Here is a 14,594-nt window from a genome sequence, read left to right on the forward strand (position 1 = left end):
CATCGACATCAGCACCAGGATGATCAGGGTGCCGCGGGCAACGAAGTCGCCGCCTTTCCACAGGGCGTCCAGGCCGTATGGATTGTTGACGGTTTCGTGGTCAGCAGGTGCTGGCGGTGGGGTTGGGGTGTCGACCAGCGACGCTGCAGCTGCATCGGCAGCTTTAGGCGCGTCGGCTGTGGCCGGTGCGGAAGCGGCAGCAGGAGCGGAAGCTGCGGCTGGTGTCTGGGCGATTGCGGCCAGCGGCGAGATCGTCACGGCGGAGATCATCAGAGCGGCAGCCAGGGCGGATAAGCGATTACGAGTGGTAGACATACTAATACTCCAAATTTTATAAATTAGATTGCTAGGATAACGGACAACGTAGTGGTTCTACACGTCGATTATTCGAGCTTCCAGACATACTGCATTTTTGTCGTTGACTGCACAGGTTTACCGTCGGCCATGGCCGGGGTGAAATGGCACAGGCTCCAGGCTTTCACCGTGGCTCTGTCCAGATCCTTGAAACCGCTGCCCTTTTCAACTGCAGAATCGACCACGTTACCGTCAGGACCAATCGTCAGTCTGACTGTCACGGTACCTTCTTCTTCATTACGCAAAGAAGTTCTCGGATACTCCGGTTTTTCGCAATTGCCAGAAATTTTTGCACTGGTATGCGAAGGACCTGCTTCACCGGTGGTCGATGGTTGTGCTACAGAAGTCGGCAAATCATTTGTCGGTGGTTTGACATTGGTGACTGCTGCAATCACGTTCTCTGTTGGCGGCGGTGTTACCTTTACCTCTGGTGGAGGTACGAACGGTGGTGGCGGCGCAACCGATTTTGGCGGTGGCGGCACAACCTGTTTCGGTGGTGGTGGCGGCGGTGGCGGTTTGATCTCCTCGATGATCTTGGTTTCGACCGGTTGCTGAATCACTTCAACGACCTTGCGGGCGAGACCGGTAACCAGCGCATAAATTAGCGCCACATGCAGAAGAACCACCACGCTGATGCCAACTACATTCTTGGAAGGGTTTCTCCCATCCTGCGTGAAATCCATGCCTCTTTCCTCCGATACTACATTATTCAATTGCCAGAACTGCCTGCAATCTGATGAGTGAACTACTGCCCAGATACGGTAACGCAAAAATTGTACCTGCCGTGGTGCACCATTCTGGTATTTTCAGTACGAACCCTACAAAGATACCAATCTGTCACCACTCAATTTCTGCGCATCCGTAAATACTACATCAAGGACTCCTAAAACAGCAGAAAGATGCAACTTAACTTATGTATTCGGAAAAGCCAAAACCACCTGGATAACTTCCCAGGTGGTTTACTTACGAATAGCGCTTAAGTCAATTGATTCCCGCTATCAGAAGAACTGATAGTTGCCACGGATAAAGAACGCGCGGCCAATAGCATCGCCGTAACGAGCATCGTAACCATACTGGAAGTTGTCGGTTACATTGGTGCCCGGTGGGTTCGTATTGAACAGGTTCTTGATGCCGGCAGTCAGAGTCAGGTTCTTGAAGCCGGTATAGCTACCGGACAGGTTGTAGCGCGTGTAGGAACCGACTGTGTGGTTCTTGTATGCATCGACAACGTTAGGACCGTTCTGATCGCGATAGCCGGTTGTATAGACTTGTTGCATTGCTGCGCTCCATGGACCTTGGCTCCAGTTCAGCGTAGCAGTATGGCGCCAGCGGAACACCACGCCGCCCGCAGCACCGACACCACCGCCGTAGACGCCCAGGTTGTTCAGGTAAGCGCCGCCGGTTTCGGTTTGATAGTCGTACTGGGTGACGTATGTGCCATCCAGCGACAGGCCGAAATTACCCCATGCGGTCTTCGGCAGACGCCATGCGGCGCCGATATCGAAACCCGAGGTGTGAACGTTGCCCAGATTGATGTTGGTATCTGTGACGTAGTTCAACGAACCGTCAGCATTGCGTACATAGTTGCCCGCGTACTTGGTCGGATCACCGAAAATATCGGCTTCAGGAATCGCCGAAATCTGATTCTTGATCTTGATGTTGAAGTAGTCGACAGAAGCAGTCACCGTTGGAATCGGCTCAATCACCATACCGAGCGTGAAGGAATTCGATTTTTCCGGTTGCAGATTCGGGTTACCACCTTGCAGCTTCATGAATTGCTGACCGCAATCACGTGCAGCGACGCCGCCGGCAGCCACGTTGCCGCCTGGGCACAGGACTGGATCGTTGTAGGCGCTGTTGGTGAAGGTCTTCGAAGTCGGATCATTCAACTCATACAGGCTAGGAGCGCGGAAACCAGTGCTGTACGAAGTACGGAACATGATTTGCTTGGCTGGCTGCCAACGGAAGCCGATCTTAGGATTGATCGTGCCGCCGACATCGCTGTAGCGGTCGTAGCGTGCTGCCAATTGTGCTTCCAGGCTCTTGACGATAGGTACGCTCAGCTCTGTAAACACAGCTTTGACGTTACGCTGGCCGGAAGACGACTGCGCATCCTGCGAACCGGTGCTGGAATCGAGGTCGGCCAGTGCATGGTCAACGTTGAAGCTGGCCTTTTCCTTGCGGTACTCGCCACCAATCGCAAAGCCCACCGGACCGGCTGGCAACTGGAACAGCTCGCGGCTGGCAGTGAAGTCGAGCGATGTGGTTTGCGTGCGTGCATCTTCATAAGTGCCGTACAGTTGGGCGCTGTTCAGATAGGCTGTGCCAGCTGCATTTTGCGGGCCAAACGGATTGATGATGCCGTTCAGCAAGCCGGCCTTGACCATATCGTTGTTCAGGTAGCCGCCTGCCAGATTGTCTTCCGCCTTGCTGACCGAATAGGACAGGCCAGTCTTGTAATCCCAGCCGAACTTGGTGCCTTCCAGGCTCAGCAGCAAACGATCGGTGCTGTTCTTGGATTCAGTCACGCGCTGGCCGGCAGTCTCCGAACGCCAGTTGAGCGACAACGGGCCGCCGCTGGCAGTCGAGTTGGCTGGCGTAATGCCATTGCCTGGATAGAACGGGCTGCTTTTGGTGATGTAATAGTCGGTGCTGGTGCCGCTGACGTCGCCAGCGAACACGTCGCCCGCAACATAGGTTTTCACCTTGCTTTGCGAGTGCAGGTATTCAATCGAGGCTGTATCGTCAGGACCCAGCTTGAAAGTACCCTTGCCGATTACAGCGATTTCCTCTGTTTTCGGGACGATGCCGATGTTTGCCTGGCTGTTGTAACGGCAAATGCCGCTCTTGCTGAAGGCATATGACGACACGGAGCTGCAGTTGCTTGCATAAGGGTTGCTGCTGTTACCCGAACCGACATCGGTGAAGTTGGCCGGATAAGAGTTGCCGCTGCTGGCGTTCAGGCCAACACCTGGGTTTTGGCCGCCCAGTTTGGCAAAATCGCGGTCGCTGGCTTTCACGCCGTTCTGGGTGTGATAGTCGATCACGCCGAAGAAGTTGTAGCCATCCTTGTCCAGATCGCCGATACCGCCCAAAACGTTGACACGCTTTTCAGCTCCGCCCGCTTGCTGCGGCAGGATGCCTTCGCCGCTGACGTTCAAGCCAGTGTAAGAACGCTTGGTGATGAAGTTGATAACGCCGCCGATAGCATCGGTACCGTAGATCGCAGACGCGCCGTCGCGGAGTACTTCAACGCGGTCGAGCGCAGCGATTGGAATGACGTTCAAGTCGACTGCCGAACCGTCGAACGCGCTGTTGGCCAGACGACGGCCGTTCAGCAGAACCAGTGTCTTGTTGGAGCCCAGGCCACGCAAGTCTGCAGCAGCACCGACAGTCTTGCCGGCGCCCACGTTGGACGAGGTGTTGAATTGTGTCTGGTTGCCCGAAATATTGGACAGCACTTCAGCCGCTGTAGTCGATCCCATCTTGGTGAAATCGTCGGCCTTGATCACGGTGATAGGTGAAATACCTTCAGCCGCAATGCGTTTAATCGATGAGCCAGTAATTTCGACTCGTTGCATTTGTTGTGGAGCATCGTCCGTCTTCGTCTCCTGCGCCTGCACTGAATGGGCCAACAGACCTAGCCCAACAGCTACGCCGCCTGAAAACATCAGTCGCAGCGAACGTGGCAATCCCCGTTCCTTCATCATAACCAAACTCCCTATGGGTAAAAGTTAGAGTTGAAATTTAAGTTTTATAGTAAATCTAAGTACGATTTGTTAATCGCCTTCTGAGCGATGCGTCCAAAATCTTTTGCACAACAACGACCAAAAAGCAGATTTTTTTCGCGAGTAAAACAAACTGCACGGCAACTTTACTGGTACCAATTTGTAATTGTTTGCCAGCAACATTTCCGCCTAAAGCTACAAGCAAAAAATATGCCACAGGTTTTAATGCAGCTAAAATAGTGTATCCTAAAAAAAATAAAAACAGCATTTAATTTGGGCAACGCCTGCGAACTGTTGCTTATATACGCCAAATAACAAATACGCATATACGTATAAGTAAAGTCGCATAGATTGATTTAATGGCGAAACTACGCCATTTCGCGGGCTGTTTGGGCCTAGAATGCGGAACATTTAACTGCCATGTGGCAAGGAAATAGAGACAGGATTATGTGGAACTTTAAGCAAATTACGCAATCGTGCATTGCACCATTAATGCTCATTTCGTGCATCGCAGGTGCAGCATTTCCTGCTCAAACTGGCAATAATCCGGCGGATCCGTCCAAAGTGGTGCGCGTAGCGCTGGAAGCGCCGGACGATGGTTTCGACATGGTGCGCACCTATAACGCCTATTCCAGTTGGGTCAGCGAAGCCATTTTTGAACGCTTGCTGACTTATGACTATCTGGCGCGCCCGTCCAAACTGGTCCCCGGCACCGCGGAAGCCATGCCGGAAATAAGCGATGGCGGCAAGACCTACGTGTTCCACATCAAAAAGGGGATTTATTTTGCTCCCGACCCCGCCTTCAAAGGCGTGCGCCGGGAACTGACGGCCGCCGACTATGCGTATACCTTCAAGCGCTTCCTCGATCCGAAGAACCTGTCCCCAAATGCCAATGTCTTGCAAGGGAAGATCGCCGGCATGGATGAGCTGATCGCCGCCGCCAAAAAAACCGGCAAATTCGACTACGATGCCGCAGTCAGCGGCTTGCAAACGCCTGACCGCTACACCCTGCAAATCAAGCTGACGGCGCCGGACTACAATTTCCTGTACATCATGGGATTCGTCGCCCTGGGCGCGCAAGCGCATGAAGTCGTGGATGCCTATGGCGACCGGACCCAAGCCCATCCGGTCGGCACCGGCCCCTACATGCTGGAGCAGTATGTGCCGCGCAGCAAAATTGTACTGGTTGCCAATCCTGAATACCGCGGCTACACCTGGGACTTCAAGTCGTCCGGATCGGCCTGGGACGACCAGTTGGTGCACGACATGAAGGGCAAGAAAATGCCGCAGGTCGGGCGCGTCGAAATCAGCATCATCGAGGAAGAGCAATCGCGCTGGCTGGCGTTCCAAGGCAAGCAGATCGATTTTGACTACCTGCCGCAGGCAGCCGCGCCGACCGTTCTCGACGGCAAAAAACTGAAGCAATCCTTCATCGATGAAGGCGTTCGCCTCGATACTATCACTGAAGCCGGCGTGGTTTACATCTTCCTCAACTACCGAGACCCTCTGATCGGCGGCAGCAGCCTGGAGAAAAATGCCCTGCGACGGGCAATCGCAATGTCTTACAACATTGACGATGAAATAAGCCAGATGCGCCTCGGTCTGGCGGTAAAAGCCGAGATGGCGATCCCTGAAGGCGTGGTCGGCCATGATCCCAGCTACCGCAACAGCATCGCTTACGATCCGGTGCTGGCAAACAAATTGCTTGACCGCTTCAACTACAAGCGCGGCGCCGACGGTTACCGCACCCTGCCGGACGGCAAGCCGCTAACTTTGAAAATTGCGACAGAACCCAATGCGATCAATACGGTTTCCTCGGAGATCTGGAAACGCGGGCTCGATAAAATCGGTATCCGCGCCGAGTTCAAGGTGAGCAATTTTGCCGACAATTTGAAGGCGGCGACCGAATGCAAGCTGATGATGTGGAATGGTTCTTGGACCGCAGACTACCCGGAAGGCGACAACTTCATGCAACTGCTGTACGGCCCGAATGTGGGGCAAGGCAATAACGGCTGCTATAGCTCGCCGGCCTATGACGCCCTGTATGTCAAGGCCAAGGCCTTGCCTCCGGGGCCGGAGCGCAACCAGCTGTATATCGACATGAGCCGCCAGATGGAAGCCGACACCGCCTGGGTCCTGACAACGTCGCGTTTGCGCAACTGGATGATACGGCCGTGGATCAAGGGCTTCAAGCGCCATCCTATCCTGCAGGCCGACTGGGAGTACCTCGATGTTGAAAAACACTGAGCGCCTATCTATCTTTTTGCGCGGGATTCTGTAGTATGCCGCCTTAACCTGGAACGTACGGCCGGCATCGGCCCCAAAAACTAAACAAAACAGGAGACAACCCACATGAACAGGTTTCAACTAAGCAGAGCAGGCGTACACTATTTCATCTTGATGGATTGCTAAGCAAAAAACAGTACCAGTCGCGCGTTCGCTACCCGCCATAACGCGCGATGTCATTGGAAATGACACTATTTTGGCTGAAGATAAGCAATCTTAAGCACAAGAAAATAATCACCTGCTCAAAAGGCAATGAAAATGCATCGTAAATTATCGAATCTGCTTGGCTTCAAAAAAGTATTGATAGGGCAAATGCTGGTGGTCGCGGCGTTTGCAGGCAGCGCCAGCGCTGCCACCAGCACCAATCCGGCCGACCCATCGAAAGTGATCAGGATGGGCTTCGAAGCCGCCGACGACGGCTTCGACATGATCCGGACCGCGAATTTCTACTCCGGCTGGGTCAGCGAAGTCATCTACGAAACCCTGCTGACCTACGATTATCTGGCCAGGCCGGCCAAGCTGGTGCCGCAGACCGCGGAAGCCATGCCGGAAATCAGCGAAGACGGCAAGACCTATACCTTTCACATCAAAAAAGGTATTTATTTTTCTCCCGATCCGGCATTCAAGGGTGTGCGCAGAGAACTGACCGCAGAAGACTACATATATACGTTCAAGCGCGTTCTCGATCCGCAGAGCCGTTCGGTACACGCGAGTTTCCTGGCAGGCAAGATCGCCGGTCTCGATGACCTCGCCGCCCAGGCGCAAAAACGCGGCCACTTCAATTACGATGCCCCGGTCGCCGGCTTGCAGGCGCCAGACCGCTACACCCTGCGCGTCACCCTCAACGCCAAGGACTATAACTTCCTCAACATCATGGCGTATGCGGCCTTTGGCGCGGTGGCTCAGGAAGTCATCAGCACCTACGGCGCGCAAAGCGGACAGCATCCGGTCGGAACCGGCCCGTACATGCTGCAAACCTATGTCCCGCGCAGCAAGATCGTGCTGGTCGCCAATCCCGAATACCGCGGCTTCACCTGGGACTTCAAGCCCTCCTCCGACGCCATCGACAAGCAAATCGTCAAGGACATGCAGGGCAAGAGAATGCCCCAGGTTGGCAAGGTAGAGATCAACATCATAGAAGAAGAACAATCGCGCTGGCTGGCCTTCCAGGGCAAGCAGATCGACTTCGACAAGATGCCGCAACTGGCCGCCCCGACAGTATTGGACGGCGACAAGCTGAAGCCTGAGTACGCCGAACAAGGCATCCAGCTGCAGCGCGTGGTTGATGCCGGCGTCACCTACACCGTCATGAACTACAAGGATCCGACCATCGGCGGCAACAGCCTCGACCGGATCGCCCTGCGCCGCGCAATCACCATGGTGTACGACAACAAGCAGGAAGTCTCAATCCTGCGCAACGGCCAGGCCACCAAGCTGGAGATGTTCATTCCGCCAGGCGTGGTCGGCTACGATCCGACTTACCGCAATAGCGTCGCCTACGATCCGGCGCTGGCCAACAAGCTGCTGGATCATTTCGGCTACAAGCGCGGCGCCGATGGCTATCGCACCATGCCGGACGGCAAACCGCTGCTGCTGAAATTCACGCGCGAGCAAGCGGTGTTCTACCAGGAAATGTCGGAACTGTGGAAACGCGGCCTGGACAAGATCGGCATCCGCTCCGAATTCATCATCAACAATTTCGCCGACAATCTGAAAGCCGCCACCCAGTGCAAGCTGATGCTGTGGGGCGCCGCCTGGATGGCCGATTATCCGGAAGGGCAGAATTTCATGCAATTGCTGTATGGCCCGAATGTCGGCCAGGGCAATCACGGCTGCTATAGCTCGCCAACCTACGACGCGCTTTACCAAAAAGCCGTTGCCTTGCCGCCGGGGCCCGAGCGCAACCAGCTCTACCTGCAGATGAATCGACAGATCGAAGCCGACTCGGCCGTGGTGGTGAACACTACCCGCATCCGCAGCTGGCTGGCGCGTCCATGGGTCAAGGGCTTCAAGAAGCATCCGATCCTGCACGCCGAATGGCAGTACATCGACGTCGACAAACACTAAGCCGCCTATTCAGCAATTGACAAGACACCCTGCTCCGGCAAGCCCTATCAGCCTGCCGCAGTCCCGATTTAGCTAGAGATTTATGAAGGAGACAAATGGTATGAACTCGCTTTGGTTACGCGGGATATTGGTTGCGTGTTTAGCGTGTGCCCTGCCGATGCATGCATCGGCGGCGGCGGCGCCGACCTCGCCAGCTGATCCCGACAAGGTATTGCGCTTCGTCTTCGTGGCGCCGGAAACCGGTTTCGATCCGGCCGTCACACGCGACCTGTATTCGCAACTGGTGAACCAGTCGGTATTTGAAACGCTGTTCGCCTACGAATACCTGGCCCGTCCGGCCAAGCTGATGCCTTCGGCAGCGGCAGCCCTGCCGGAAGTCAGCGCCGATGGCATGACTTACACCATCCACCTGAAAAAAGGCATCTACTTTGCCGACGATCCGGTGTTCAACGGCAAGAAGCGCGAACTGACCATGGGCGATTTCGTCTATTCGTGGAAACGCCTGTTCGATCCGCAGCTGGCTTCGCCGCAAACCTGGCTGCTGGAAGGCAAAGTGGTCGGCCTCGACGAAGTTGCCGCCAAAGCCAAGCAAACCGGCCATTTCGACTACGACGCCAATGTCCCCGGCTTCGAACTGCTGGACCGCTATACCCTGCGCATTCACCTGAAACAACCAGATTTCAACCTTGGCATGATCCTGGCCCACCAGCCGACCAGCGCCGTGGCGCGCGAAGTCATCGAAAAATACCGCGACGCCCAGGGCACCGTGATGGGACACCCGGTCGGTACCGGCCCTTACATCCTGAGCCAATGGATACGCGGCTCACGCATGGTGTTGACCGCCAACCCGGACTACCGTGGCTACACCTGGGATTTCCAGCCTAGCACTGACCCTGGCGATGCTGCCATCGTCGCCAAGATGAAGGGCAAGCGCATGCCGCAGATCGGCCGCGTCGAAATCAGCGTGATGGTGGAAGACCAGTCGCGCCTGCTGGCCTTCGAAGGCGACGAAGTCGACATCACCGAACTGCAAGGCCCGCTGGCGCCGCAGGTCATGGCCGGCGGCAAGCTGAAACCGGAATTCGTCAAGCGCGGCGTGCAGTTGTCACGCATCGTCGATCCTGAAATCAGCTATTTCTACTGGAACATGCAAGACCCGGTGCTGGGCGGCATGAGCAAGGAAAAAATCGCCCTGCGCCGCGCCATCGCCATGGCGCACAACGTGCGTGAAGAAATCAAGGTGGTCTGGAACGACGAAGCGATCCCGCTGGAATACCCGATCCCGCCAGGCGTGGTCGGCTACGATCCGGATTACAAGAGCAGCATCCAGTACGAACCGGAAGTCGCCAATGCCCTGCTCGACAAGTTCGGCTACAAGATCGGCAAGGATGGCTACCGCAACCTGCCGGACGGCAAGCCGCTGACAGTACGCTATTCCGCCCGCGCCGACTCCAACGGCCAGCAGCAGTCGGAAATGTGGAAGAAGACCTATGACACCATCCACATCCGCATGGTCGGCGACCTGAAAACCTTCCCTGACCTGCTCAAGGCGGAAAAAGAATGCCAGCTGCAGACCCGCACTGCGCCATGGATCGCCGACTATCCTGACGGCGACAACTTCATGCAGCTGTTCTACGGTCCGAACGTTGGCCAGAACAACAATGGCTGCGTCAAGATTCCCGAATACGATGTGCTGTACGCCGCCTCGCAAAAACTACCCGCCGGCCCGGAGCGGGATGTCCTGTATCACAAGATGGCGCGCATCCTGGAAGTCGATTCGCCGTCGCGCATCGGCTACGCCCGCTACCGCAACATGATCGCGCAGCCGCGTGTGATCGGCTACAAGAAGCATCCGGTCATGCCGACCGAATGGATGTATTTCGACATCGAAAAACGCACTAAATAAACACGCGGAGCGGGACGGCACAGAGCCTCCCGCCTGCCTCCCCAATCACTGTTAATTTTCACTCGGCCCATATTTGAGGTAATGCATGAAAACATCGTCACTTTTCTTGCCGGTCACCACAGCGTTCTTCACGCTGATGATGAACCAGGCAGTCGCCCAAGGCGCACAGCGGCCCCTGATTCCGCTGTTGCAGGCGGACCAGATCCCTACTCTCTGCAGCAACACCCTGGACGGCTTGCGCAAGCGCGTCGCCATGCTGGAGAAACTGCCGCCGGCCCATGCCAAAGACAGCAAGAAAGTGCTGACCGAATGGAACGACCTGCAAATCGCACTGGAAGACCTGCAAGGCCCGGTCGATATCCTCAACAACGTTTCACCTGACGCAAAAGTCCGCAGCACCACCGAAGCCTGCCTGATCGAAACCAACAAGTTCGCCACCGACCTGCTGCAAAGCGAAAAGCTGTACGCCCGCTTCAAAGCCATCCAGCCGACCGACCCGATCGAACAGAAGCTGCGCCAGGACATCCTGTACAGCTTCGACGACACCGGCGTTTCCCTGCCGCCGGAAAAGCGCGCGCGCATGAAGGAAATCCTCGACAAGCTGGGCGAGCTGAGCCAGGAATTCGCGCGCAATATCCGCGACAACAACCAGAAACTGACTTTCACCCCAGCCGAACTGCAAGGCATGCCAGCCGCTTACCTGGCGCGCGCCAAGCGCGACGACAAGGGCAACTACCTGCTCGGCTTCGAATATCCTGATTACAAGCCGTTCATGGAATCGGCGGATAACAGCGATGCACGCCGCCGCTACCAGATCGCCTTCACCAACCATGGCACGCCGAAAAACCTGGAGATCCTGAAACAAGCCATGGATCTGCGCCATGAAATGGCAGGCCTGTTCGGTCTGCCTAGCTACGCAGACCTGGTGACCCGCCGCCGCATGGTCAAGAATCCGCAAACCGTGGAAAAATTCCTGACCGAAGTGCAGACCGCGGTCACTGAGCTGGAACGCAAGGAAATCGAAGAATTGCGCGTGTTCAAATCGGAAACGCTGAAAACGCCGCTGGCCGAGACCAAGCTGGAGCGCTGGGATTCGGAATACTGGCAGCAGAAAATCAAGCAGGCGCGCTACAACGTCGACCAGGAAGCGCTGCGCAAGTACTTCCCTAGCGAAGCCGCGGTGCCTTGGATCCTGCATGTTTCCGGCACCCTGTACGGCGTCGAATTCAAACGTGTCGAAGTGCCTGTCTGGGATCCTGAAGTCCAGTACTACGACGTCATCGACAGCAAGAGCAAAGAACGCATCGCCGGCATCTATCTCGACCTCTATCCGCGCGAAGGTAAATATGGTCACGCTGCCGCCTGGGGTACGCGCGGCGTCAGCACGCTGGCGCACCGCACGCCGATCTCTACCCTGGTCACCAACCTCGATCGCAACGGCTTGAACAGCGACGAACTGGAAACCCTGGTGCATGAATTCGGCCACGTGCTGCACGGCGTCCTCTCGCATACCAAATATGTAGCGCAAGCCGGCACCAATGTCGAACTCGACTTTGTCGAAGCGCCATCGCAGATGTATGAAGAGTGGGCCCGCCGCAAGGAATCGCTGACCCTGCTGGCCGGCTTCTGCAAGACTGCCTGCCCGACCATCGACGACGCTCTGCTGGGCCGCCTGACCGCCGCCCACAACTACGGCCGCGGCATACGCTATGCGCGCCAGCTGCTGTACGCGAGCTACGACATGACCATCCATAACGACCAGGCCGACAAGGAACAGCCGCTGGCAGTCTGGCAGAAAATGGAGGGGGCGACGCCGCTGGGCTATGTCCCGGGCACCGAATTCCCGGGCCAGTTCGGCCACCTGATGGGCGGCTACGCAGCCGGCTACTACGGCTACATGTGGTCGGAAGTGCTGGCGCTGGACATGCTGTCGCGCTACAACGGCAAGCTGATGAATCCGGAAGTCGGCCATCTGTACCGTAAAGACATCCTTTCCCGCGGCGGCGAACAGCCGGCCGGCGAAATGGTCAGCACCTTCCTCGGCCGCGAGCCGAACAGCAAGGCATTCTTTGACGAAATTTCAGGCCAGCGCCTGCATTGAGCCAGACTAAGGAACCATCATGACCGCTTATATCCTGCGCCGACTCTGGCAAATGCTGCCGACCATGCTCGGCGTCATCGTACTGGTATTTTTCCTGTTCAACTGGGTCGGGGGCGACCCAGCCTACATCCTGGCGGGGAAGATGTCGAACCCGCAACAGATCGCCAACATCCGCACCCAGCTGGGCATCGACCAGCCTTACTACATCCAGCTGTGGATCTTCATCAAGCAGATTGTCACCTTCAACTTCGGCACCAGCTGGAGCACCGGTGAATCGGTCGCCAACGTGATCCTGACCCGCCTCGGCCCGTCCATGACCGTGCTGATCCCGCTGACCATCCTGGAAACCCTGATCGCCGTGGCGCTGGCGCTGGCCGTGGCATTCGTGCGCGGCTCCAAGACCGACCGCGCGGTGATGGTGGCTTGTACTGTCGGCATGTCGATCAGTATCCTGGTCTACATCATCCTGTTCCAATACTGGTTCGCCTACAAGCTGGGCATGTTCCCGGTGCAAGGCTGGGGCAACAGCTTCTGGGAAAACCTGTTCCACTACTCGGCCCTGCCGATCCTGATCATGCTGGCAGTGAGTATCGCTCCCAGCTTGCGCCTGTACCGTACTTTCGTGCTGGATGAAGTCAACCAGGACTACGTCCGCACCGCACGCGCCAAAGGCGTCAAGGAACGCCGCATCCTGTGGGTGCACGTATTGCGCAATGCCGCCATCCCGATCATCACCAACGTCATGTCGAACTTGCCTGCCCTGCTGATCGGCGCCTTCCTGATCGAACGCTTCTTCTCGATTCCAGGCATCGGCCGCGAAGTGATCCTGGCGGTCGAACGCAGCGATTTCCCGGTGATCAAGGCGATCACGATCTATGTCGCCGCCGCCACCATGATATTCAACCTGTTGACTGACTTGCTGTACCAAGCTGTCGACCCACGCGTTCAACTGAAGTAGGAGCCGCCATGACTCAAAGTATACATTCGGCCCCTACCCAAGCGGCGCCGGCAAGCACAGTAGCACTGAATAGCGCTACCCAGACTCACTCCCCGGGCCTGTGGGCGCTGGCCTGGCGCCGCCTGCGCGCCGACCGCGTGGCGATGGCGGCGATGGCCGTGGTCGGCCTCTACCTGATCATGCTGGCAATGTCCGCCAGCGGCCTGATCGCCAGCGACTGGTCGAAGGAAGTCGGCGTCAACTACGCGCCACCGACCTTCCTCGGCGCGCAAACCGACGCCGAGCGCGGCTTCGCCGACAACGATGCAGCGGTGGAAGCGCCACCGCCGGAAAATCCGGTGGATCCGCTGCGCGACATCCTGCGCGACCTGCGCAAGAGCGGCACCGCGGCGGCACCACCGCCGGTGATCGCCAACGACTACGGCATCGCCGATCCGCTCGCCACTGAAATGGCTGAAATCCGCGCCGAGCTGGCCAAGAAAGGCAGCAGCGCCACCCTGATCCGCAAGCAGACGCTGCCGTTCGGCGCCGACAAATGGGGCCACGACATCATCAAGAAAACCATCAAGGGCGCGGAAACCTCGATCATCGTCGGCCTGGTCTCGGCTTTGCTGGCGGTCGCACTCGGCACCATCTTCGGCGCCGTCTCCGGCTACTTCGGCGGCTGGATCGACGATGCCTTCAACTGGTTCTACAGCATCTTCACTTCCATCCCCTATCTGCTGCTGATCCTGGCGGTGGCCGCGGTGCTGCAGCAAAAAGGGGTGACGGCGATCGTGCTGATTCTCGGCCTGACCGGCTGGACCGGCACCTACCGCCTGATCCGTGCCGAATACATGAAGCACAAGTCGCGCGAATACGTGATGGCGGCGGACGCCATCGGCGCCAGCCACTGGAGCAAGATGTTCGGCCATATCTTCCCTAACGTCAGCCACGTCTCGCTGGTGCAGCTGTCGATCTCGGTGGTCGGCTTCATCAAGTCGGAAGTGATCCTGAGCTTCCTCGGTTTCGGCGTGCCGGTCGGCGTCGTCTCCTGGGGCAGCATGCTGAATGAAGCGCAAAACGAATTAATTCTGGGTAAGTGGTGGCAGCTGGCGGCTGCGAGTATCGCCATGGCGATCCTGGTGACGGCGTTCTCGCTGTTCACCGATGCGCTGCGCGACGCCCTCGATCCGAAGCTGAAATAGGAGACAT

At 57.0% G+C, this 14,594-nt stretch carries 9 protein-coding genes and 1 pseudogene; 6 read left to right on the forward strand and 4 right to left on the reverse strand.

Going from position 1 to position 14,594, the window contains the following annotated elements:
* From VNZ65_RS21695 to VNZ65_RS21710, 4 genes and pseudogenes are all read right to left on the reverse strand, one after another.
* Positions 1-315, reverse strand: a pseudogene (locus VNZ65_RS21695) (MotA/TolQ/ExbB proton channel family protein); the annotation flags it as partial.
* Positions 316-383: 68 nt separating this feature from the next.
* Positions 384-1,037: an energy transducer TonB gene (locus VNZ65_RS21700; protein ID WP_325672756.1), complete on the reverse strand. Its 654-nt coding sequence runs from the start codon at positions 1,035-1,037 to the stop codon at positions 384-386.
* A 315-nt stretch (positions 1,038-1,352) separates the two neighbouring features.
* Positions 1,353-3,935: a TonB-dependent receptor gene (locus VNZ65_RS21705; protein WP_325672758.1), complete on the reverse strand. Its 2,583-nt coding sequence runs from the start codon at positions 3,933-3,935 to the stop codon at positions 1,353-1,355.
* A 184-nt stretch (positions 3,936-4,119) separates the two neighbouring features.
* Complete coding sequence (locus VNZ65_RS21710) at positions 4,120-4,350, reverse strand: hypothetical protein (protein ID WP_325672760.1); 231 nt, start codon at positions 4,348-4,350, stop codon at positions 4,120-4,122.
* Between the two features lie 224 nt (positions 4,351-4,574).
* Here VNZ65_RS21710 and VNZ65_RS21715 point away from each other — a divergent pair, with 224 nt between their 5' ends.
* The 6 genes from VNZ65_RS21715 (at position 4,575) to VNZ65_RS21740 (ending at position 14,587) form a co-directional block, all read left to right on the forward strand.
* Positions 4,575-6,329 (forward strand): ABC transporter substrate-binding protein, encoded by a 1,755-nt coding sequence (locus VNZ65_RS21715; protein ID WP_325672762.1) that lies wholly within the window; start codon positions 4,575-4,577, stop codon positions 6,327-6,329.
* 297 nt (positions 6,330-6,626) lie between these two features.
* Positions 6,627-8,435, forward strand: a complete 1,809-nt coding sequence (locus VNZ65_RS21720) for an ABC transporter substrate-binding protein (RefSeq protein ID WP_414649197.1) — start codon at positions 6,627-6,629, stop codon at positions 8,433-8,435.
* Positions 8,436-8,592: 157 nt separating this feature from the next.
* Positions 8,593-10,341 carry an ABC transporter substrate-binding protein gene (locus tag VNZ65_RS21725; protein WP_325672765.1) on the forward strand — a complete coding sequence of 583 codons (1,749 nt, stop codon included), beginning with the start codon at positions 8,593-8,595 and terminating at the stop codon, positions 10,339-10,341.
* 85 nt (positions 10,342-10,426) lie between these two features.
* Positions 10,427-12,442, forward strand: a complete 2,016-nt coding sequence (locus VNZ65_RS21730) for a M3 family metallopeptidase (RefSeq protein WP_325672767.1) — start codon at positions 10,427-10,429, stop codon at positions 12,440-12,442.
* 19 nt (positions 12,443-12,461) lie between these two features.
* On the forward strand, positions 12,462-13,400 hold the full coding sequence (locus VNZ65_RS21735) for an ABC transporter permease (RefSeq protein ID WP_061938311.1): 939 nt from the start codon (positions 12,462-12,464) through the stop codon (positions 13,398-13,400).
* Positions 13,401-13,408: 8 nt separating this feature from the next.
* On the forward strand, positions 13,409-14,587 hold the full coding sequence (locus VNZ65_RS21740; protein ID WP_325672769.1) for an ABC transporter permease: 1,179 nt from the start codon (positions 13,409-13,411) through the stop codon (positions 14,585-14,587).
* Positions 14,588-14,594 lie beyond the last annotated feature (7 nt).

This window comes from Collimonas sp. (assembly GCF_035566555.1).
GTDB lineage: Bacteria > Pseudomonadota > Gammaproteobacteria > Burkholderiales > Burkholderiaceae_D > Collimonas.

Coding starts and splice junctions, on each gene's coding strand:
- VNZ65_RS21700 (WP_325672756.1), bottom strand. CDS start 1,037: ATGGATTTCACGCAGGATGGGAGAAACCCTTCCAAGAATGTAGTTGGC.
- VNZ65_RS21705 (WP_325672758.1), bottom strand. CDS start 3,935: ATGCAACGAGTCGAAATTACTGGCTCATCGATTAAACGCATTGCGGCT.
- VNZ65_RS21710 (WP_325672760.1), bottom strand. CDS start 4,350: ATGCTGTTTTTATTTTTTTTAGGATACACTATTTTAGCTGCATTAAAA.
- VNZ65_RS21715 (WP_325672762.1), top strand. CDS start 4,575: ATGCTCATTTCGTGCATCGCAGGTGCAGCATTTCCTGCTCAAACTGGC.
- VNZ65_RS21720 (WP_414649197.1), top strand. CDS start 6,627: ATGCATCGTAAATTATCGAATCTGCTTGGCTTCAAAAAAGTATTGATA.
- VNZ65_RS21725 (WP_325672765.1), top strand. CDS start 8,593: ATGCATGCATCGGCGGCGGCGGCGCCGACCTCGCCAGCTGATCCCGAC.
- VNZ65_RS21730 (WP_325672767.1), top strand. CDS start 10,427: ATGAAAACATCGTCACTTTTCTTGCCGGTCACCACAGCGTTCTTCACG.
- VNZ65_RS21735 (WP_061938311.1), top strand. CDS start 12,462: ATGACCGCTTATATCCTGCGCCGACTCTGGCAAATGCTGCCGACCATG.
- VNZ65_RS21740 (WP_325672769.1), top strand. CDS start 13,409: ATGACTCAAAGTATACATTCGGCCCCTACCCAAGCGGCGCCGGCAAGC.